This window comes from Microbacterium sp. 1.5R (assembly GCF_001889265.1).
In the GTDB taxonomy this organism is placed as follows: Bacteria; Actinomycetota; Actinomycetes; order Actinomycetales; family Microbacteriaceae; genus Microbacterium.
This window is the reverse complement of the sequence record NZ_CP018151.1, coordinates 2,687,205-2,707,785: the sequence shown is the minus strand read 5'-3', so window position 1 is coordinate 2,707,785 and position 20,581 is coordinate 2,687,205. Positions and strand designations below refer to the sequence as shown.

Here is a 20,581-nt window from a genome sequence, read left to right as displayed (position 1 = left end):
CATATAGCGGGCATGTGATCGAAAGGAACACAGAGTGCTTATTGCACAGCGTCCCACACTGACCGAGGAAAAGATCGTCGAGAACCGTAGCCGGTTCATCATCGAGCCTCTGGAGCCCGGCTTCGGATACACGATCGGCAACGCGCTTCGTCGCAGCCTGCTGTCGTCGATCCCCGGCGCCGCGGTCACCAGCGTTCGCATCGACGGCGTGCTGCACGAGTTCAGCACCATCCCCGGCGTGAAGGAGGATGTCACCGAGATCATCCTCAACATCAAGCAGCTCGTGGTCTCGTCGGAGCGCGACGAGCCCATCACCGCTTACCTGCGCAAGACCGGTTCGGGCGAAGTGACCGCCGCTGACATCTCGGCTCCGGCCGGTGTCGAGGTCCAGAACCCCGAGCTCGTCATCGCGACGCTCAACGAGACGGCGAAGTTCGAGCTCGAGCTCACGATCGAGCGTGGCCGCGGCTACGTCTCGGCGACGCAGAACCGCAACGAGTATGCCGAGGCCGGTCAGATCCCGATCGACTCGATCTACTCGCCGGTGCTCAAGGTCAGCTACCGCGTCGACGCCACCCGTGCGGGTGAGCGCACCGACTTCGACAAGCTCGTCCTCGACGTCGAGACCAAGTCGGCCATCAGCCCCCGCGACGCCGTCGCTTCGGCTGCGAAGACGCTCACCGAGCTGTTCGGTCTCGCCCGCGAGCTGAACGTCGAGGCTGAGGGCATCGAGATCGGCCCGGCACCGGTGGAGGCAGTGAACTCCAGCGAGCTGTCGATGCCGATCGAGGACCTCGACCTCTCCGTCCGCTCGTACAACTGCCTGAAGCGTGAGGGCATCAACACTGTTTCCGAGCTCGTCGCCCTGTCGGAGACGCAGCTCATGAACATCCGCAATTTCGGCCAGAAGTCGGTCGACGAGGTGCGTGACAAGCTCATCTCGCTCGGTCTGTCGCTCAAGGATTCGGTGCCCGGTTTCGACGGCGCCCACTTCTACGGCGGCAGCGAAGACGAGTCCTTCTGATACCCGACCTTTCTGACCAGGAGTTAGACGATTATGCCCAAGCCCACTAAGGGTCCCCGCCTCGGAGGCGGCCCCGCACACGAGCGCCTGCTGCTTGCCAACCTCGCGGCGGCTCTGTACACCCACAAGTCGATCAAGACGACCGAGACCAAGGCCAAGCGCCTGCGTCCGCTCGCCGAGCGCCTGATCACCTTCGCCAAGCGCGGAGACCTGCACGCTCGTCGTCGCGTTCTCTCGGTCATCGGCGACAAGAGCGTCGTGCACACGCTCTTCGCCGAGATCGCACCGCTGGTCGCAGACCGTGAGGGTGGCTACACCCGCATCACGAAGGTCGGCAACCGCAAGGGTGACAACGCCCCCATGGCAGTGATCGAGCTCGTTCTCGAGCCCGTCACCCCCAAGGCGAAGTCCACCAAGAAGGCTGCCAAGGCTGAGAAGCCGGCCGAGGTCGTCGAGGAGGCTCCCGCTGAGGAGGCTCCCGTCGAGGAGGCTCCGGCAGACGAGACCGTCGAGGCCGGCGCCGAGTCGCAGGCCGAGGGCGAAGCAGCCGAGGCTGCCGCCGAGGACGCTGTCGAGAAGAAGTCCGAGTAAGCACCTCGCTCACTCGAAGAAGCCCGCCGCCCCGTGAGGGACGGCGGGCTTCTTCGTGCATCCGGCGTCTGGACTCAGCGTGCGCGCAGATCCTTGCGAAGGATCTTGCCGGATGCCGACTTGGGAATGGCGTCGATGAACTCGACCTGCCTCACCTTCTCATGAGGCGCGACATGGGCGGCGACGTGCGCCATCACCGCATCCGCGTCGAGGTCTGCTCCCTGCTGCGCGACCACGAACGCCTTGGGTACCTCCTGCCCATCCGCGTCGGGCACGCCGATCACGGCCGCATCGGCGATGGCCGGATGCTCGAGCAGGACCGCCTCGAGCACGGCCGGCGCGACCTGGTAGCCCTTGTACTTGATGAGCTCCTTGAGACGGTCGACGATCCGGAAGATGCCGTCGTGCGTCACCGTCGCGACGTCGCCGGTGTGGAGCCAGCCGTCGCCGTCGAGCATCTCGGCCGTCGCATCCGGCCGGTTGAGGTATCCGGCCATCACCTGGGGACCGCGGATCAGCAGCTCGCCCGGTTCGCTGGCGCCCTCGGCCGGCGCAGTGACATCGGAGCCGTCCTCCGCGACGAGACGCGCCTCCGTGTTCGCGAGCAGCATCCCGACGGACGAGCGGTCGATGTCAGGGCGGTCGTACGGGATCGCGTGCGTGACAGGGCTCGTCTCCGTCATTCCGTAGCCCTGACAGACCGTGCACCCCAGCCGATCGGCCACTGCGGATGCGAGAGCGCCGTCGAGCGGAGCAGCCCCCGAGAAGATGACCTTGATCGCGGAGGTGTCGTACTGATCGATGAGCGGATGCTTCGCGAGCGCGACGGCGATCGGCGGCGCGATGAAGACCCAGCTCGTCCGGTGCTCCTGCACGACCCGGAGGAACTCCGTCAGGTCGAACTTCGGCATCGTGACAAGAGCCGCGCGCTGGCGCAGCGCGAAGTTCAGCAGCACCGTCATCCCGTAGATGTGGAAGAACGGCAGGACGGCGAGTACTCGGTCGTCGTCACCGAGAGAGATCGTCGAGCGGCACTGGCTGACGTTCGCGATCAGGTTGCGGTGGGTCAGCATGACGCCCTTGGGCCGGCCGGTCGTTCCCGAGGAGTAGGGGAGTACGGCGAGATGCGTCGCCGGGTCGAAGCTCACTTCGGGAGCGGGGCGACCCTCGCCGAGCAGGGCAGGCAGCGACGGATGCCCCTCGGCGCCGTCGAGGACGATCACGTGGTCGTCGGCGAGTCCGACGGCGTCCGCGGCGGCCTTCGCGCCCGGCAGCAGCGGCGAGACGGTGATCAGCCACGTCGCCTCGGCATCGGTCAGCTGGTTCGCGATCTCCTCGGCCGTGTACAGGGAGTTGATCGTGGTCGCCGTCGCTCCTGCCCGCAGGATGCCGTGGAAGACCGTCGCGAAGGCCGGGATGTTGGGACAGAGGACCCCGACCTTCGTCCCGACGTCCACCCCTCGCGCTGCGAGCGCGCCCGCGAAGAGGTCGATCTGGGCGATCAGCTGACGGTAGGTCGTGGTGGCGCCGCTGACTCCGTCGACGAGGGCGACCGCGTCGAGACGGTCTTCCTCGACGTCTCCGAAGAGGAACTGGTGGATCGAGACCGCGGGGATCTCGACATCGGGATAGGAACTGCGCACCATGAGATCTCCTTCGATCCGGGTCATCGACGACGCCGTCTGATGCGATCCAGTGTCGCACAGGAGGAGACCCGGTCCCAGGGGTATGGAGGACACATGACCGAGGTGCCGACGCCGCGGAGAGTAGGCTGATCCGGTGAGCGATGCAGAGACCCTGAGCAGAGGGCCTCGCGCCTATACGGCATTCATCGGAATCGGCCTGATCGCAGGCCTCCTCTCCGGCCTCTTCGGCGTCGGCGGCGGCACGGTGATCGTTCCGCTGCTCGTGCTCTTCCTGCATTTCAATCAGCGTCTCGGCGCCGGCACGTCGCTCGCAGCGATCGTCCCGACGGCGACGGTGGGCGTGATCTCCTACGCGATCAACGGATCGGTGGCGTGGATCCCCGCTCTCATCCTGGCGGCAGGCGCCGTGGTGGGGGCGCAGATCGGCACGCGGCTGCTGCCGAAGATCTCGCAGACGGTGCTGCGCTGGTTCTTCGTCGGCTTCCTGGTGATCGTGATCGTGAGCCTGTTCCTGGTGGTCCCTTCGCGCGACGCCGAGTTCGAGCTGGAGCTGCTCAACGGGCTCGCGCTGCTCGCGGTCGGAGTCGGCACCGGAGTCCTCGCCGGTCTGATCGGTGTCGGCGGGGGCGTGATCGTGGTGCCCGTGCTGATGCTCGCATTCGGTACGAGCGACCTCGTGGCCAAGGGCACGTCGCTGCTCATGATGATCCCGACCGCGATCTCGGGCACCATCGGCAACCTGCGCAATCACAACGTCGATCTCGTGGCCGCGGCGATCGTCGGGGTCTCCGCCTGCACGACCACCGCGCTCGGAGCCTGGCTGGCCACCCTGATCGACCCCACGGTGGGCAACATGCTGTTCGCGGCATACCTCGTGGTGATCGCGGTGCAGATGGCGATGAAGGCGATCAAGGGGCGCAAGAAGAAGGACTGAACGCCCTTAGTTCCGGCTTACGGGCACCGCGCCCCATGACCGAGAAAGTAGGATCGAGGGGTGGCAGTCAACCAAGATCTGGTCGGCCGGGAGTTCCCGCCGACGTCCCCCTACCTCGTCGGCCGTGAGAAGGTGCGTGAGTTCGCGCGTGCCGTCTTCGCCGATGCACCGCAGCACACCGACGTCGAGGCGGCTCGCGCAGCCGGTTTCGCCGACGTCGTCGCGCCCCCGACGTTCGCGATGGTCATCCAGGACCACACTCTTCAGCAGCTCCTCGCCGAACCGGACTCCGGCATCGTCCTGGCGCGCACGATCCACGCCGAGCAGAAGTTCGCGTACTCGCGCCCCATCGTCGCGGGTGACGAGCTCACAGGTCGACTGCGCGTGACCGGCATCCGCATGATGGGCGGCAACGCCATGATCACCAGCGCGGCCGAGATCACGGATGCCGACGGCGAGCACGTCGTCACCGCCACCAGCGTGCTGCTGGTCGGCGCGGAAGAAGGAGCCGAGTGATGCCGTTCGCTGTCGGAGACGTCGTCGCGGAGCGCGCCGTCCATCTCACCCGCGAATCGCTCGTGCGGTACGCAGGAGCATCGGGTGACTTCAATCCGATCCACTACCGGGACGACATCGCCGCCGAGGTGGGTCTGCCGGGAGTGCTCGCGCACGGCATGCTCACGATGGGCATCGCGTCGTCGGTGGTCGTCGCGGCCCTCGAACCGGGAACGCGGATCCTCGACTACGGCGTGCGCTTCACCAAGCCGGTCGTGGTGCACCCGACCGAGGGAGCGGACCTCCACGTCATCGCGACCGTCGGTGCCGTCGACGACGAGTCGACTCGGATCGATCTCAAAGTCACGTTCGCTGAGACGACGGTCCTCGTCAAGGCGCAGCTGCGCGTCGCCTCCTGATGGGTGGCGCTGTGCACGAGGTCGAGCCGCTGAGGCTCGCGACTCTCACGACCCTGCGCACGGGAGGCGCCCCCGAGCGCATGCTCGAGGCATCGACCACGGCGGAGCTGATCGACGCGCTCACCGATGTGTGGTCACGCGGCGACGAGTGGTTCGTGCTGGGCGGAGGATCCAACCTGTTCATCGGCGACGAGTCGTTCGAGGGGACGGTCATCCGCGTCCTCACCCGCGGCATCGAGGAGCTGCCCTCGCCGCACGCGGGACGCATCAGGCTGCGTGTGCAGGCGGGGCATGGCTGGGACGATCTCGTCGCCTATGCGGTCGAGCACGGTTACGCCGGTCTCGAGGCGATGAGCGGCATCCCGGGCACCGTCGGCGCCTCGCCCGTGCAGAACATCGGGGCGTACGGGCAGGAGATCCAGGAGACCCTGGTCGAGGTCGAGCTGATCGACGAGGCCACCGGCGAGGTGTCGGTGGTGCCGGCATCCGAACTGGGGCTCGGTTTCCGCACCTCCGTGCTCAAGCATCACTACGGCAGCGTGCCGCAGCGTCGGGCCGTCATCCTGTCGGTCACGGTCGACCTTCTCGTCGCTGACGAGCGGGTGGTGCGCGGCGAGCAGCTCAGGAGGGCGCTGGGTCTGGACTCCGACGCCCCGGTGCCGCTGACCTGGGTGCGCGAGCGGATCCTCGCCACCCGCGCCTCGAAGGGGATGCTGCTCGACGAGAACGATCCGGACACCCATGGCGTCGGCTCGTTCTTCCAGAATGCGATCGTGCCGGAGGTCGTGGCCCGTGCTCTGCCGCCCGAGTGCCCGCGGTGGCCGGTGACCCCGGATCTGGATACCGTCACGGTGATCCCGCTCGCCTCGTACGACGGGTATGTCCCTCCCGCCAAGCCGGAGGCCCCCGACGTCAAGGTGAGCGCAGCGTGGCTGATCGAGCAGGCCGGAATCCGCAAGGGGTTCAAGCTGCCGCGCTCGCGCGCCTCGGTCTCGACGAAGCACGCGCTCGCCCTCACCAACCGGGGCGGGGCGACAGCGGCCGAGGTCTCGGAGCTCGCACGATTCATCCAGAGCCGCGTCCATTCGGAGTTCGGTCTCGTGCTGCAGCCGGAGCCCGTGCTGCTCGGCGTCGAGCTCTGAGTCGCGACGCAGCGAGCCCGCGCCCGCCTGACAACGTCGCCCGTTCGCCGTACACTCGCGGCATGAGCGGACTGATCCCGTACCTGCTGTTTCCCGGAAACGCGGCCGAAGCGCTGGAGCACTACCGTGACGTCTTCGGAGGAGAGCTTCAGCTCGTCGACTATGCCAGTGCGGGTCGTGCAGACGGTCCGGCCGATGCGGTCGCCCACGGGCAGCTCTCAGGACCGGTCGAACTGGCGGGAGCGGATGCCGGTGCGGACGACGATGCCGTGCAGATGAGCGGGATGTTCCTCTCTCTGCTCGGCACCGCCGACGCGTCGACGCTGACGAGCTGGTTCGACCGGCTGTCAGAGCATGGCCGAGTGACCGACGCCCTGCAGAAGCGCGCGTGGGGCGACTACGACGGCACCGTCACCGACCGCTACGGCATCCGCTGGCTGATCGGCTTCCACGACGAGGAGTGATCTCGTCGCAGACCGGCCTCAGGCGAACAGACGCTGCAGTCGCTGCACACCCTCGAGGAGCTGGTCGTCGCCGAGCGCGTACGACATGCGGATGTACCCGGAGGGACCGAATGCCTCGCCCGGGACGACGGCCACCTCGGCCTGCTCGAGGATGAGGTCGGCGAGCTCGAGCGAGGTCGTCGGCGTCTTGCCGCCCCACGTGCGTCCGAGCAGACCCTGCACGTCGGGGTAGACGTAGAAGGCGCCCAGCGGGTTCGGCACCACGAGTCCGTCGATCTTCGACAGTTCGGACACGATGAGGCGGCGGCGGCGGTCGAACGCCTCGCGGAACTGCTCGGCTTCGGTCTGGGGCCCGTTGAGGGCAGCGATCGCCGCCTTCTGTGCGACGTTGTTGACGTTGCTCGACAGGTGGGACTGCAGGTTCGCGGCGACCTTGATGGCATCCGCCGGTCCGACCATCCAGCCCACGCGCCAGCCGGTCATGGCGTAGGTCTTCGCGACGCCGTTGACGAGGATCGTCTGCCCCGCCACCGCGGGCACGGCCTCGACGATGGAGGTCGCCTTGACGCCCTCATAGGTGAGGTTCTGGTAGATCTCGTCGGAGATGACCCAGATGCCGTGCTCGAGTGCCCACTCGCCGATCGCCGCCGTCTCCTCGGCCGTGTACACCGATCCGGTGGGGTTGGAGGGCGACACGAACACGAGCGCGGTCGTGCGCTCGGTGCGAGCGGCCTCGAGCTGGTCGACGGTGACCTTGTAGTCCTGATCGGCGCCCGCGAAGACCTCGACCGGCGTGCCGTCCGCAAGACGGATCGCCTCGGGGTAGGTCGTCCAGTACGGCGCAGGCAGAAGCACCTCGTCGCCCGGGTTCACCACGGCCTGGAACGCCTGGTAGACCGACTGCTTGCCGCCGTTGGTCACGATGACCTGGCTCGGCGAGACCTCGAGGCCGGAGTCACGCAGCGTCTTCGCGGCGATCGCCTCGCGCAGCGCGGGCAGGCCCGGAGCCGGGGTGTACCGGTAGCTGGCGGGATCGGCGAGCGCCTCGGCGGCCGCGTCGACGATGAACTGCGGGGTCGCGAAATCGGGCTCGCCGGCGGCGTACGAGATGATCGGCTTGCCTTCGGCCTTGAGTGCCTTGGCCTTGGCGTCGACCTTGAGGGTCGCGGATTCGGCGATGGCGGAGAGCTTGCGGGAGAGAGGAGCGCGTTCGGTCACGACTACGAGCGTACCCGGGTCGACCTCGCCGATGACGAGTGAATGGTCGTCAAGAATCACGGTTCTTTCGTGCTGATGCTCGCCGCTCAGGCGGTGTGCATGCCGTGCGCGCGCGCAACGGCATCCAGGGTGATGCGGCCACCCTGGACGTTGAGGCCCTGGGCCAGTGCGGTGTCGTCGGCTGCTGCACGCTCCCACCCCTTGCCGGCGATGGCCGAGACATACGGGAGTGTGGCATTGGTCAATGCCCGCGTGGCCGTCTCGGGCACCGCGCCCGGCATGTTCGCGACGCAGTAGTAGATCGAGTCGTGCACCGCGAACGTCGGGTCGTCGTGCGTCGTGGGGCGCGAGCCTTCGAAGCATCCGCCCTGGTCGATGGCGATGTCGACCAGCACGGATCCGGGCTTCATGGTCGCGACCATGTCGTCGGTCACGAGCTTCGGCGCCGCAGCCCCGGGGATGAGCACGGATCCGATGACCAGGTCGGCCGTCGCGAGCTCTTCGGCGATGTCGTACCGGCTCGACGCGCGGGTCTGCAGAGCACCGCCGTAGCGGTGCTCGAGCTCGCGGAGTCGCGGCAGCGAGATGTCGATGACGGTCACCTGTGATCCGAGCCCGAGCGCGTTCGCGGCCGCGTGCTCACCGGCGACACCGCCGCCGATCACGACGGTCTTGGCGCGCGGGGCGCCCGCGATGCCTCCCATGAGCACGCCCCGTCCTCCTGCGGATCGCATGAGGGAGTATGACCCCATCGTCACGGACAGGCGTCCCGCGATCTCGCTCATCGGCACGAGCAGAGGGAGGCTGCGGTCGGGCAGCTGCACCGTCTCGTAGGCGACGGCGGTGGTGCCCGCGTCGACGAGCGCCGTCGTCAGCGCTCGGTCGGCGGCCAGATGCAGGTAGGTGAAGAGGGTGAGATCCGAGCGCAGGAACCCGTACTCCTGGGCGATCGGCTCCTTGACCTTGATGAGCAGCTCCGCCTCGCCCCAGGTCTCCTCGGCGGTGTCGACGATCTCGGCACCCGCGATCCGATAGGCCTCGTCGGAGATGCCCGAACCGACGCCCGCCCCGGACTGCACGAGCACGCGGTGGCCCTCGTGCACCAGACGGTCTGCGCCTGCGGGGGTGAGCGCGGTGCGGTTCTCGTTGTTCTTGACCTCGGTCGGCACGCCGATCTTCATCGATCCTCCAAGTGACGGTTGCGTGAGTGCATTTCAGAATCGCAGAAACTTCGATCATTCGACAGAATGCCTGAAGAAGATTCGCGCTTGGGGTGATTCCTGCATAATCGTTCGCATGGAGACGTCACCCGAAACCCCTCAGCCGAACACCCTTCGGGCACCGGCTCTCGACGCCATCGACGCGAGGATCGTACAGCTGCTGAGCGCGGACGGTCGGATGACGAACGCCGAGCTCGCGGGTCACCTCGGAGTCGCGCCGTCGACCGCGCACGCGCGTCTGCGCGCACTCGTCGAACGCGGAGTCATCAGCGGCTTCCATGCCAGCGTCGACGAGCGGAAGTTGGGCGCCGGCCTGCAGGCCATCATCGGAGTGAGCCTTCGACCGAGCGCTCGGCGCGAGAGCATCGTCGAGTTCGCCGACCGTGTGCGCGCTCTGCCCCAGGTGATCCAGGTCTTCTTCCTCGGCGGGGATGACGACTTCCTGCTGCACATCGCGGTGGCCGACTCATCGGAGATGCGGGAGTTCGTGCTCGAGCATCTGTCGGCCCAGAGCAGCGTCGCCTCGACCAGGACCAGCATCGTGTTCGACTATCACCGCAACTCGGTGGCTGCGTCGTTCCGCTGACGCGCAAGACGGCTGGCGGCGCGCCGCTGTCGCGGCCGCACGCAACGTATATTGCATGGCTTCTGGCGCGAACCTAGGGTGAGGGCGGGGACGGAGCAGCCGATGCGCACGCGGCGGGCTTCCGCTGGGGGTTGCGATGGGGCGAATGATCGACGACGCGGAGTTGGCCGGCTGGCTCGCCCGGCTTTCGGGTGGACTGTGGTCGTCATCGATCGGAGGCGCCGAGGCGTTCGCGTTTCCCTCGTGGTTCTCCGAGCAGGTCATTCGCCTCGACGGTCGAATCGGCATGCTGCAGCTGTCGAACTTCGGCGCGATGAGGGCCGACGACCCGGATGCGTTCGAGGCGGCGCTGCTTCGCAGGTCCATCGGCTCGACCATGCTCTACAGCACCCTCGAGACGGCGCACACCGTGAGCTACGAGCGAGCGATCGCCGAGGGCGAGGACATCATCATCGTCGGGATGGTGCAGCAGGGCGGGCAGCGCCTGAACACCGCGGCGGGGGTGCAGGCCATGGGCGTCGGCCGCGTCGGCTTCATGTCGAGCCTGGGCCCATCGGCCGTCGAGCAGTTCGGGGTCACCAACTCGACCGGGGTCGTCGTTCCCGTGGCGGCCCTCCCCGGCTATCGGCACGTCCTCGCTCGAGGGGCCGACATGTTCCCGGACACCCCACTCACCCGGGCAGCGGGAGCCTCGCTCGCGCGGATGCTGTTCGAGTGGGCGCAGGATCCGGATCAGGGTCAGGGGGCGCTCGCCGGCACCGAGGCGGCGCTGATCGCGCTCGTGCGAGGGCTCTTCCGACAGTTCCCCGGCGACGGCGAGACCAGCCGGACGAGTGAGTTCCGCGCGGAGGCGGGGCGCATCATCGAGCGGCGGCATCGTGATCCGGCATTCGGCATCGCAGAGCTCGCCGCCGACCTGCACGTCAGCCGTCGCCAGCTGTTCCGCCTGTATGAAGGTGCCGACGAGAGCCCCGCGAACCGCTTGCTGCGTCGGCGTCTCGTGACGGCGCGCGAAGAGCTGCTGTCGACGCCCCCGCAGGACCTTGCGGCGGTCGCAGCCCGCTCCGGTTTCGCCGACGCGTCCGCGCTTCGGGCCCAGTTCTCCCGGCACGTGGGGCACAGTCCCAGTGCCTTCCGCCTCGCGGCCCGCACGCAGCCGCCGCGTCTCGCCGAGGCGATGCTGCTCAGCGACGAGCAGTCCGCCCCGACCGCCTGACCGAGGCCGGCCCATCGGGCCGACCCGGTCGGGGCTGTCCGTCGCGGACCGACGCGCGCGCCCGCGCGGGCCTGCCGTGTGCTGTCCGGCTGCTTCGCCGACCCCGACAGAGAGTGACACATGATCGCGAATCTGGTGCCAACGCGGGTTCTGCGTGCCGGGCCGAGCGCACCGGGTGACGCAACGTCCTGCGGCGCTTCCGGATCGTCGGAGCCGCTCCTAACCTGAACCTGCCCGTGTCCCCAGGCGGGCCATGACGGCAGATCGCGACGGAGCTCCGCTCCTGGCGCATCGGCCGTCACGGCTTCCGGACGCGGCGGGATCGCCCGTCCGGAAGTTCGGGGGACAGGCGCGAAAGCGTCGGGCATGACGGACCACCTGCGCGAGGGCGCGGGTGGACGTGCGGGTGCTTCGGTCAGGGGAGACCGGGGCACCCGCGAATCCCCCTCGGCGTCACGCGCCGAACGAGGAAGGCAGCGCGCAGTAGTCGGCGAAACGCCGCGTCGGAGCCGCCGGGTCCGTCACGTCGACGATCGCGCCGGCGATCGAGTGCGGGGACTCATCATCGGCGAGCTGCCACACGATGAAGTTCCAGATGCCCCTCGCCGTCGGGCTGAGCAGCGCTGCCGGGCCCGAGACGATCAGGACCGTCGCCGGATCGGAGCCGGTGCGGAACGGAGCGATCACGTCGCCGCGCAACGCCGCTTCATCGGCATCCGCGCTGTGCGCACGCTCGACGTGCTGCCCGGCGGCGATCAGCGCCGTCGCGAGGTCGTCCGCCGCTCGACGCGAGCGCTCGGCATCCGCTCCGGCGACCGCGATCAGTCGGCGCCCTCGCGGGTAGAGGTGAAGGAACTCGGACGAGATGTCGGACCACACGTCGCTCATGTTCTCAGGCTACGCCCGCCGGCGGCGGCGGGCTCCGGCGGTCCTCCGCATCACGCACGAGGAGCCCCTCGGCTGCCGATGGCGGCATCCGAGGGGCTCCTCGTCAGAGTCTCAGGCCTCCTCGACGAGGAACCTGCTGTAGGCGCCGAGCGTGAGGAACGCCGGGAACTCCTCCTGCAGGGCGACGTCGCGGAACACCGAGGCGGCATCGTCGAACCTGTCGCCGTCGTGCCGGTCGACCTCGCCGAGGACCTCCGCGATCAGGCTCTCGACGTAGTCGGCGGTGATCGCGGTGCCGTCCTCGGTGGAGCGGTCCTGGTGGATCCACTGCCACACCTGCGAACGGCTGATCTCCGCCGTCGCGGCATCCTCCATCAGGTTGTCGATCGCCACGGCGCCGAGCCCTCGCAGCCATGCCTCGAGGTAGCGGATCGCCACCGACACGTTGTCGCGCACACCCTGCGCGGTGATCGGCCGCCCGATGTGCAGGTCGAGCAGCTGCGACGCGGTCACCATGACCTCGGGGCGCTGGCGGCCGACCTGGTTCGGGTGGTCGCCGAGCACGGCGTCGAACTCCGCCAGCGCTGTGGGGATCAGATCGGGGTGCGCGACCCACGTGCCGTCGAAGCCGTCGCCGGCCTCGCGCTTCTTGTCGGCGGAGACCTTCTCGATCGCGCGCTCGGTCACCTCGGGGTCGCGGCGGTTCGGGATGAAGGCGCTCATGCCGCCGATCGCGTAGGCGCCCCGCTTGTGGCAGGTCTGCACGAGCAGCTCGGTGTACGCCCGCATGAACGGCACCGTCATCGTGACCTCGCTGCGGTCGGGGAGCACGAAACGCGCGCCGCGGCCGCGGTAGTTCTTGATGATCGAGAAGATGTAGTCCCAGCGCCCGGCGTTGAGACCCGCGCAGTGGTCACGCAGCTCGTAGAGGATCTCGTCCATCTCGAAGGCCGCGGGCAGGGTCTCGATCAGCACGGTCGCGCGGACGGTGCCGTGCGGGATGCCGATGTACTCCTCGCTGAAGGAGAACACGTCGTCCCACAGCTTCGCCTCTTCGCTCGACTCGATCTTCGCGATGTAGAAGTACGGGCCCCGACCGTTCGCGATGAGCTCCTGCGCGTTGTGGAAGAAGTACAGGCCGAAGTCGACGAGCGAGCCGGATGCCGCCGTGCGGCGCCCCGCGCGGTCGGTGAACTGCAGGTGCTTCTCCGGCAGATGCCAGCCACGCGGACGCATCACGATCGTCGGTGTGCGCTCGGCGGTGACGTGGTACTCCTTGCCTTCGGGGGAGCGGAAGGACAGCTCGCCGCGGATCGCGTCGCGCAGCGACAGCTGCCCCTCGACGACGTTCTTCCAGGTCGGACTCGTGGCATCCTCCTGGTCGGCGAGCCACACGCGAGCACCCGAGTTCAGTGCGTTGATCGTCATCTTCGGGTCGGTCGGCCCCGTGATCTCGACGCGGCGGTCCTCGAGACCCGGCCCCGCGCCTGCGACCCGCCAGTCGGCATCCGCGCGGATGTGCGCGGTGTCGTCGCGGAAGCGCGGGTCGTGGCCGTTGCCGATCTCGAACCGACGGCGCATCCGGTCGGCGAGCCGATCGTGGCGGCGCGAGGCGAACCGGTGGTGCAGCTCGGTGAGGAACGCGATCGCCTCGGGGGTGAGGATCTCGTCGTAGCGGTCGCGGAGCGGACCGGTGACCGCGATCGCCGGACCCTGCTGCGTGGTCTGGATCGGAGCCGTGGTCGGGCTGGTGGTCGGGGGAGCGATGGGAGTGGTCATGATCGTGTGTCCTTCACAAGTGGCTCAGTGGAACTGCGCGGCTTCGGTGGAGCCGGCGAGGGCGAGGGTCGCGCTGTCGGGGTTGAGCGCGGTAGAGATGACGTCGAAGTAGCCGGTGCCCGCCTCGCGCTGGTGCTTGGTGGCGGTGTAGCCGTTCGCCTCCGCGGCGAACTCGGCCTCCTGCAGCTCGACGTACGCGCTCATGGCGCGATCGGCGTAGCCGCGGGCGAGGTCGAACATCGAGTGGTTCAGGGCGTGGAAGCCGGCGAGCGTGATGAACTGGAACTTGTAGCCCAGGTCAGCCAGCTCCTGCTGGAACGTCGCGATCTCGGCGTCCGACAGGTGGCGCTTCCAGTTGAAGCTCGGTGAGCAGTTGTAGGCGAGCAGCTTGCCCGGGAACTCGGCATGGATCGCGGCGGCGAACTCACGTGCCAGCTCGATGTCGGGTTCACCCGTCTCGACCCACAGCAGATCGGCGTACGGCGCGAAGGCGAGGCCTCGGCTGATGACCGACTCGATGCCGGGGCGGATGCGGTAGAAGCCCTCGGTCGTGCGCTCGCCGGTGGTGAACTGCTGGTCGCGCTCGTCGACATCGCTGGTGAGCAGGTCGGCCGCGAGAGCATCCGTCCTGGCGATGATCACCGTCGGGACTCCGGCCACGTCGGCGGCGAGACGCGCGGCGTTCAGGGTGCGGATGTGCTGCTGCGTCGGCACGAGCACCTTTCCGCCGAGGTGGCCGCACTTCTTCTCGCTCGCGAGCTGGTCCTCCCAGTGGATGGCTGCGGCACCGGCCTGGATCAGCGACTGCGCGAGCTCGTAGGCGTTGAGCGGTCCTCCGAAGCCCGCCTCGGCGTCGGCGACGATCGGCGCGAGCCAGTCCTGCGTGACGTCGCCCTCGGCGTGCTCGAGCTGGTCCTGACGGATCAGCGCGTTGTTGATGCGACGCACGACCGCCGGCACCGAGTTGGCGGGGTACAGCGACTGGTCGGGGTAGGTCTGACCGGCGAGGTTGCCGTCGGCCGCGACCTGCCAGCCCGAGAGGTAGATGGCCTTGAGGCCCGCCCGCACCTGCTGCACCGCCTGCCCGCCTGTGTAGGCGCCCAGTGCCCGGACGTAGTCCTCGGTGTGCAGCAGGTTCCACAGGTTCTCGGCTCCGCGGTGCGCGAGCGTCGCGTCCTCGCGGACCGAGCCGCGGACGCGGATGACGTCCTCTGCCGTGTACGTGCGCTCGACGCCGTCCCAGCGGGGATCCGTCTCCCAGATCTCCCGGAGCTCGGCGGCCGTCTGAACCTGGTCCCCGGCGCGCAGCCCTGCGGGGCGGGGGGTGTGGTTCTGGGCGGTGTTCGTCATGGTGTCTCCTCCGTTGGATGCCCGGACCGTGAAGCCGGGTGGCGTGTTTCCACTGTGTGTGAAGTTCGCACCCTTCGATGGCCGATCGGGGAGTGAAGATCCCCCGAAATTCTGTTTCTGTGACAGAATCGGCCGCATGAGCACTCCAGCGGTCGAAGAAGACGCCGACGCCCTCACGATCGGACGCCGCATCCGTCAGCTGCGCACGGCGCGCGGGATGACCCTCGACGACCTCGCGGCGGCGGTCGATCGAGCGCCCAGCCAGATGTCGATGATCGAGACGGGCAAGCGCGAGCCCAAGCTCACGCAGCTGCAGTCGATCGCGCGCGCTCTCGGCGTCACGATCGACGCGCTGCTCGAGGGCGAGCCGCTCGACGAACGCAGTGCGATCGAGATCGCCCTCGAACGGGCCATGAAGGGGCAGACCTTCCAGGCTCTCGGCATCGAGCCCTTCCGGATCGCGAAGAGCATGCCGACGGACGCGCTCAAGGCCCTGCTCGCACTGCACGGCGAGATCGACCGACTCAAGGATGAGCGCGCGGCCACTCCCGAGGAGGCCAGGCGCGCGAACGTCGAGCTCCGCCACCTCATGCGGCGGCAGGACAACCACTTCGCCGATCTCGAGACGAAGGCGGCGGAGATCCTCGCGGCGGTCGGGCACCCTGGCGGACCCCTCACCCAGCGGACGGCCTCCGAGATCGCCGCGTACCTCGGATTCACCCTGCACTACGCCCCGGACCTGCCGCAGACCACCCGCAGCGTCGCCGACCTCGCGAACGGACGTCTGTACCTCTCGAGCAGCGTCCCGGCCAAGGGGGATGCCCGGACCGCGGTGCTGCAAGCGCTGTCCAGCCGCATCCTCGGTCACTCCGAGCCGCGCAGCTATGCCGAGTTCCTGCGCCAGCGCGTCGAGACGAACTATCTCACCGGGGCGCTGCTGGTGCCGGAGGCCGACGTCGTGCCGGCGCTGAAGGATGCGAAGACGCGCAGGGCGATCTCGATCGAGGATCTGCGCGACGCGTACTCGGTGTCGTACGAGACCGCTGCGCACCGATTCACGAACCTCGCGACGCGCCACCTCGACATCCCCGTGCACTTCCTCAAGGTGCACGAGTCGGGCACGATCACGAAGGCGTACGAGAACGACGACGTGAACTTCCCGACCGATCGCCTCGGATCGATCGAGGGGCAGATGTGCTGCCGCCGATGGACCAGCCGCGTGGTGTTCGACGAGGACGACCGCTTCAACCCGTACTACCAGTACACGGACACGGGCAACGGCACCTACTGGTGCACGGCCCGCGTCGAGGCGTCGAGTGAGGGACTGCACTCGGTCAGCGTCGGCGTGCGATTCGACGACACGAAGTGGTTCGTCGGGCGCGACACCCCGCATCGCGGAGTCTCGAAGCACTCGGTCGAGGTGTGCTGCCGGCGGGCGCCCGCCGACCTCGAAGGGCGGTGGCGCGAGAACTCGTGGCCGAACGTCAGGACCCCGCGCACTCTGCTCGCCACACTGCCGACCGGGGCCTTCCCGGGCGTCGACACGACGGATGTGTACGAGTTCCTCGAGGCGCACGCGCCGCGCTGAGCGCCCGTACGCGCCGCGCTGAGCGCCCGCACGCGCCGTCGATTCCGGTCGCCTTCCTGTCACGAGGAGGGGGTTGAGCGAACAACGAACACGTGTTAGGTTTTCGCAGGTCGGAGCGCCGCGCTCGGCGGCGCCGTTCTCGATGAGGAGACACGATGAAGCGATGGATGAGCACGCTGGCGACGATCGGACTCGTGACTGCGGGCCTGACGGTCGCCGGGCCCGCGACGGCCGGCGGTGGACGCCCCGGCACCGGTGACCTGAACCGCTGGGCGGTGGACACCTGGCACTCCCTCGACGCGATGACCGATGAGGAGACCGGCCTTCCCGCCGACAACGTGAGCGGCGACCTCGAGACGCCGAGCGCCTACACCTCGCCGACGAACATCGGCGGATACCTGTGGTCGACGGTCACGGCTCGCGACCTCGGAGTCATCAGCGACGAGGAGGCGCGCGATCGCATGTCGACGACGCTGGAGACGCTCGGAACCCTCGAGCGCAACGACGCCAGCGGCATGTTCTACAACTGGTACTCGCCGACGACCGGCGAGAAGCTCACGACATGGCCCGACTCGGGAGACCCGGTGCACCCGTTCCTCAGCACGGTCGACAACGGGTGGCTCGCCGCCGCACTGCGCATCGTCCGCGAAGCGGAGCCCGACCTCGCGCAGCAGGCGGACGCGCTGTACGACTCCATGGACTTCGCGGCGTTCTTCGACCCCGAAGGCGCGGCAGGACTCCCTGCAGGCACGAACCGCGGGGGCTTCTGGGATGCGGCTCCGCCGGACTGCAGCGTCGAGGCGCCGATGTACAACGGCTCGGGGGACACCGCGTTCTACACGTGCCACCACTACGACACGACCGTGAGCGAGAGCCGCATCGCGACCTACCTCGGCATCGCGAACGGGCAGATCCCTGCTACCGCCCTGCACGGCACGCATCGCACGATGCCTCCCGGGTGCGACTGGGCGTGGCAGGAGCAGCTCCCTCAGGGCGAGTACCGCACCTATGACGGCGTCGAGGTGTGGGAGGGCGCCTACGCATATGACGGGATGTCGTTCGTGCCGAGTTGGGGCGGCAGCATGTTCGAGTCGCTGATGCCCGACCTGCTCGTGCCGGAGACCACGTGGGGTCCGCGTTCGTGGAAGCTCAACCACCCGATCACCGTCGCCGTGCAGAAGCAGCACGGGCTGGACGAGGCCGGATACGGCTATTGGGGCTTCTCGCCCGCGAGCGACCCGTTCGGCGGGTACGCGGAGTACGGGGTCGACGTAGCCGGGATGCGGGCGGACGGGTACACCTCGGACGCGGAGAAGACCGACGTCGACATCGACAGGCCCGGATGCACCACGGGGACCGATCCCGCTCCGGAGTTCGGTGACGGGGTCGTGACGCCGCACGCCGCGTTCCTGGCGCTTCCGTACGATCGCACGGGCGCGCTCGACAACCTGCGCGGCATCGAGACGGACCTCGGCGCCTACGGCCCCGGCGGGTTCTTCGACGCGGTGGCGGTGAAGAGCGGCACGATCGCCGAGCGCTACCTGTCGCTCGACCAGTCGATGATCATGGCCGCGATCGGCAACGAGCTCACGAAAGATACACTCAAGGACTACTTCGTGGATCGCGACATGGAGCAGCGCCTGCGGCCCGCCATGCGGCAGCAGGTGTTCGGCTCGTCGTGGGGAACAGGGAACGGCCACCACGGCTGAGGTCCGCGCTTTCGCGCCGAGAGACAGGACGGGCGCATGAGCACGGATGAGCAGGCGATGGCGGCGCGACGGCCTCGCGGTCCCTACGCCACCGGCCAGGCGCGCAGGCAGGCGATCGTCGACGAAGCGCTCGCGGTGTTCTCCCGCACGGGATTCCACGGTGGATCCCTGCGGGAGATCGCGAAGCGCGTCGGCGTGACGCCGACCGGCCTGCTGCACCATTTCGCGGGCAAGGAGGAGCTCTTCGCCGAGGTGCTCCACCAGCGTGACGAGAAGGTGCGGGAGGCGGCGGGCGACCCTGCCGAGCACACCCTGATCGAACAGGCCACGCGCGTCGTCGCGCACAACCAGACCTCGCGGGGTCTCACCGCGCTCTACGCGATCGTCTCGGCGGAGGCCACAGACCCCGACCACCCGTCGCACGCCGACTTCGCCGCCCGATACCGCGAGCGCGCCGTGGCCGCAGAAGAGATCCTGCGGCGAGGTCAGGCCGACGGAGAGGTGCGCGAGGACATCGACCCCGCTCGGGCGGCCCGGCTGATCAGCGCGGTCATGGACGGCATCCAGCTCCAATGGCTCCTCGACGATTCCGTCGACATGGTCCCGCTCTTCGAGGAGTTCGTCGGGCGCTACCTCCACCCCGCCGAACGACGGCCCGACTGAAGGGCGCGCGGATGGCGGAGGCCCGGCATCCGCCCACTCCGCCGGGCGGGGACCGCCGGCCGTTCGGTCGAGGACCCCGGTTCAGTCCCGTGCGGTCTGCAGCAGCGTCCACAGCTCGGCGCGGGCGGGGAACGACGACAGGTCGCTTCCCAGGAGCGCTCCGGCCTGGGCGATCCGCGACCGCAGCGTGTGGCGGTGCACACCGAGTGCCGCCGCCGCAGGATCCGCCTTCGCATCGTGCTCGAGCCAGGTGCGCAGCGACCGTTCGAGGTCGCCGCCGGATCGCGCGTCGTGGTCGCGGATCGGCGCGAGCCGCGATTCGGCGACCAGTCGGGCCTCATCCGTGGCCAGTGCGCTGAGGATGCTGGATCCGGCGGCATCGGCGAAGTGGAACACCCCGGCGCCGGACTGCTGACGGAGCGCCGCGAGCGCCTGTGCGTGGGCTCGGGAGAACGCGTCGTACGACTCTGAGCCGGACGCGCCGATGCGGATGCCGAACCGGGTTGCGACCTCGTCGAGCAGTGCGTCATCGGCCATGGACAGGCAGAGCACCACGCCCTCGGATGATTCGGCGAGGAAGCTGGCGGTGCCGTGCTCGGCCCTGCGCCGATCCCACCAGTCGGCGAACGGGCCGGTCGGAGCATCCGCGGCGATCGCGACCACCACGGGTGCCGAGGGCATCGAGCCGAGGACCTTCCGCGCGAGGGACGGATCGTCGTCGAGCAGCGAGCTCAGCAGCTGCGAGTTCAGCCGACGCTTGCTGCGGGCGAGCTGGTCGCTCTGCTCGAGCGCGAGTCCGGCCATCGCGATCACCGACGTCACGACCGTGCGCGCCTCGGCGTCGAGCGCATCGACAGCCAACGCGATCACCCCGCGCAGGTGTCCGCCGCGCCCCACCGTGAAGAGCGTGAACGTCTGATCGTCGATCGTGAGCGACTGCCCGGCCTCGAGCCCACGGGTGAGGATCTCGGTGACCCGTTCGCCGAGCTCGGTCAGTCGTCCTGCAGTGACGGCCGATCGGGGGTGCGACAGCTGCAGGGCGCCGGACGCGTCGTACATTCCGGCCCAGACATCCAGACGGCGGCCGAGCTCTGCGACGGTCGCGTCGAGTCCGCGGGGGCGCAGCGCGGCCAGTGCGAGTGCGCGCTGGGTGTCGAGCGCCCACGACCTGCGGGCGTAGGCCTGCGCCGCGATCGCTTCGGAGTGCGCGCGGGCGACGGCGATGAAGGGCGTGCGATAGGGGACTTCGAAGAGGGGGATCCCGCGGCGTGCGCACTCGAGGATCAGCTCGTCGGGGATCGCGGCACGGTGCACGTCCGTGCCGAATCCGAGGCCGAGCACCCCGCGATCCGCCAGCCGCCCGACGTAGACGTCGAAATCGGTGCCGACGTCGAACTGGGTGCCCGTCGTCAGCAGTGCGAGGTCCTCGGCGAGGAACGGCGTCGGGTCGGCGAGGTCGGAGCTGTGCACCCACCGCAGGGGGCGATCGAGGGCGCCGTCCGGAAGGCCGTCCGCGTCCGAGATCAGCACGAGCCCGAGATCGCGGCGCCGGAAGAGAGCGCGCAGCGTGGGCTGTTCGGCGTCGTCCATGCGCTGCGGTCCTCTCGGCATCCGGATCAGCGCTTATACGGTCGGGCGATGATCTCTCC

19 protein-coding genes are annotated in these 20,581 nt (G+C 68.8%); 12 read left to right on the top strand and 7 right to left on the bottom strand.

The window, feature by feature from the left end; translation table 11 throughout:
• The first annotated feature begins 34 nt into the window (after positions 1–34).
• Positions 35–1,024 carry a DNA-directed RNA polymerase subunit alpha gene (locus BMW26_RS12990; protein WP_042538798.1) on the top strand — a complete coding sequence of 330 codons (990 nt, stop codon included), beginning with the start codon at positions 35–37 and terminating at the stop codon, positions 1,022–1,024.
• Positions 1,025–1,057: 33 nt separating this feature from the next.
• Positions 1,058–1,615, top strand: coding sequence for a 50S ribosomal protein L17 (gene rplQ / locus BMW26_RS12985; RefSeq protein ID WP_053097470.1), 558 nt, complete (start codon positions 1,058–1,060; stop codon positions 1,613–1,615).
• A 74-nt stretch (positions 1,616–1,689) separates the two neighbouring features.
• On the opposite strand, the gene BMW26_RS12980 is transcribed toward rplQ, so the two are convergent.
• Positions 1,690–3,261, bottom strand: coding sequence for an AMP-binding protein (locus BMW26_RS12980; RefSeq protein WP_072592338.1), 1,572 nt, complete (start codon positions 3,259–3,261; stop codon positions 1,690–1,692).
• Between the two features lie 133 nt (positions 3,262–3,394).
• Between BMW26_RS12980 and BMW26_RS12975 the strand changes: the two genes are divergently transcribed.
• The 5 genes from BMW26_RS12975 (at position 3,395) to BMW26_RS12955 (ending at position 6,715) form a co-directional block, all read left to right on the top strand.
• Positions 3,395–4,195 (top strand): sulfite exporter TauE/SafE family protein, encoded by an 801-nt coding sequence (locus tag BMW26_RS12975; RefSeq protein WP_053097468.1) that lies wholly within the window; start codon positions 3,395–3,397, stop codon positions 4,193–4,195.
• 60 nt (positions 4,196–4,255) lie between these two features.
• Entirely contained in the window at positions 4,256–4,711 is a 456-nt protein-coding gene (locus BMW26_RS12970; RefSeq protein ID WP_056279753.1) for an FAS1-like dehydratase domain-containing protein, read from the top strand.
• Entirely contained in the window at positions 4,711–5,109 is a 399-nt protein-coding gene (locus BMW26_RS12965) for a MaoC/PaaZ C-terminal domain-containing protein (protein ID WP_072591668.1), read from the top strand. The genes BMW26_RS12970 and BMW26_RS12965 overlap by 1 nt, the downstream gene beginning before the upstream one ends.
• A gap of 11 nt (positions 5,110–5,120) precedes the next feature.
• Complete coding sequence (locus BMW26_RS12960) at positions 5,121–6,251, top strand: UDP-N-acetylmuramate dehydrogenase (protein ID WP_053097465.1); 1,131 nt, start codon at positions 5,121–5,123, stop codon at positions 6,249–6,251.
• A 62-nt stretch (positions 6,252–6,313) separates the two neighbouring features.
• Positions 6,314–6,715, top strand: a complete 402-nt coding sequence (locus tag BMW26_RS12955; RefSeq protein WP_072591667.1) for a VOC family protein — start codon at positions 6,314–6,316, stop codon at positions 6,713–6,715.
• An 18-nt stretch (positions 6,716–6,733) separates the two neighbouring features.
• On the opposite strand, the gene BMW26_RS12950 is transcribed toward BMW26_RS12955, so the two are convergent.
• On the bottom strand, positions 6,734–7,933 hold the full coding sequence (locus BMW26_RS12950; RefSeq protein ID WP_053099212.1) for a pyridoxal phosphate-dependent aminotransferase: 1,200 nt from the start codon (positions 7,931–7,933) through the stop codon (positions 6,734–6,736).
• Positions 7,934–8,019: 86 nt separating this feature from the next.
• Positions 8,020–9,114 carry an alanine dehydrogenase gene (ald, locus tag BMW26_RS12945; protein ID WP_072591666.1) on the bottom strand — a complete coding sequence of 365 codons (1,095 nt, stop codon included), beginning with the start codon at positions 9,112–9,114 and terminating at the stop codon, positions 8,020–8,022.
• A gap of 115 nt (positions 9,115–9,229) precedes the next feature.
• Here ald and BMW26_RS12940 point away from each other — a divergent pair, with 115 nt between their 5' ends.
• Together BMW26_RS12940 and BMW26_RS12935 are read left to right on the top strand one after the other, a co-directional pair.
• The gene (locus BMW26_RS12940) at positions 9,230–9,739 is read left to right on the top strand and encodes an Lrp/AsnC family transcriptional regulator (protein ID WP_053097462.1); all 510 of its coding nucleotides are present in this window, start codon (positions 9,230–9,232) and stop codon (positions 9,737–9,739) included.
• A 145-nt stretch (positions 9,740–9,884) separates the two neighbouring features.
• A complete protein-coding gene (locus tag BMW26_RS12935) occupies positions 9,885–10,955 on the top strand; it encodes an AraC family transcriptional regulator (RefSeq protein ID WP_072591665.1) in 1,071 nt (356 codons plus the stop codon).
• 453 nt (positions 10,956–11,408) lie between these two features.
• Here BMW26_RS12935 and BMW26_RS12930 read toward each other — a convergent pair whose 3' ends face one another.
• From BMW26_RS12930 to aceA, 3 genes are all read right to left on the bottom strand, one after another.
• The gene (locus BMW26_RS12930) at positions 11,409–11,843 is read right to left on the bottom strand and encodes a hypothetical protein (protein WP_053097460.1); all 435 of its coding nucleotides are present in this window, start codon (positions 11,841–11,843) and stop codon (positions 11,409–11,411) included.
• A 111-nt stretch (positions 11,844–11,954) separates the two neighbouring features.
• Positions 11,955–13,622 (bottom strand): malate synthase A, encoded by a 1,668-nt coding sequence (aceB, locus tag BMW26_RS12925; protein WP_230100389.1) that lies wholly within the window; start codon positions 13,620–13,622, stop codon positions 11,955–11,957.
• Between the two features lie 24 nt (positions 13,623–13,646).
• Entirely contained in the window at positions 13,647–14,972 is a 1,326-nt protein-coding gene (gene aceA / locus BMW26_RS12920; RefSeq protein WP_053097459.1) for an isocitrate lyase, read from the bottom strand.
• A 136-nt stretch (positions 14,973–15,108) separates the two neighbouring features.
• On the opposite strand from aceA, the gene BMW26_RS12915 reads away from it, so the two are divergent.
• From BMW26_RS12915 to BMW26_RS12905, 3 genes are all read left to right on the top strand, one after another.
• Positions 15,109–16,560, top strand: a complete 1,452-nt coding sequence (locus BMW26_RS12915; RefSeq protein WP_072591664.1) for a helix-turn-helix domain-containing protein — start codon at positions 15,109–15,111, stop codon at positions 16,558–16,560.
• Positions 16,561–16,715: 155 nt separating this feature from the next.
• On the top strand, positions 16,716–18,269 hold the full coding sequence (locus BMW26_RS12910; protein ID WP_072591663.1) for a glucoamylase family protein: 1,554 nt from the start codon (positions 16,716–16,718) through the stop codon (positions 18,267–18,269).
• A 36-nt stretch (positions 18,270–18,305) separates the two neighbouring features.
• Positions 18,306–18,932, top strand: a complete 627-nt coding sequence (locus BMW26_RS12905) for a TetR/AcrR family transcriptional regulator (RefSeq protein WP_072591662.1) — start codon at positions 18,306–18,308, stop codon at positions 18,930–18,932.
• Between the two features lie 81 nt (positions 18,933–19,013).
• On the opposite strand, the gene BMW26_RS12900 is transcribed toward BMW26_RS12905, so the two are convergent.
• A complete protein-coding gene (locus BMW26_RS12900) occupies positions 19,014–20,522 on the bottom strand; it encodes a PucR family transcriptional regulator (protein WP_072591661.1) in 1,509 nt (502 codons plus the stop codon).
• Positions 20,523–20,581 lie beyond the last annotated feature (59 nt).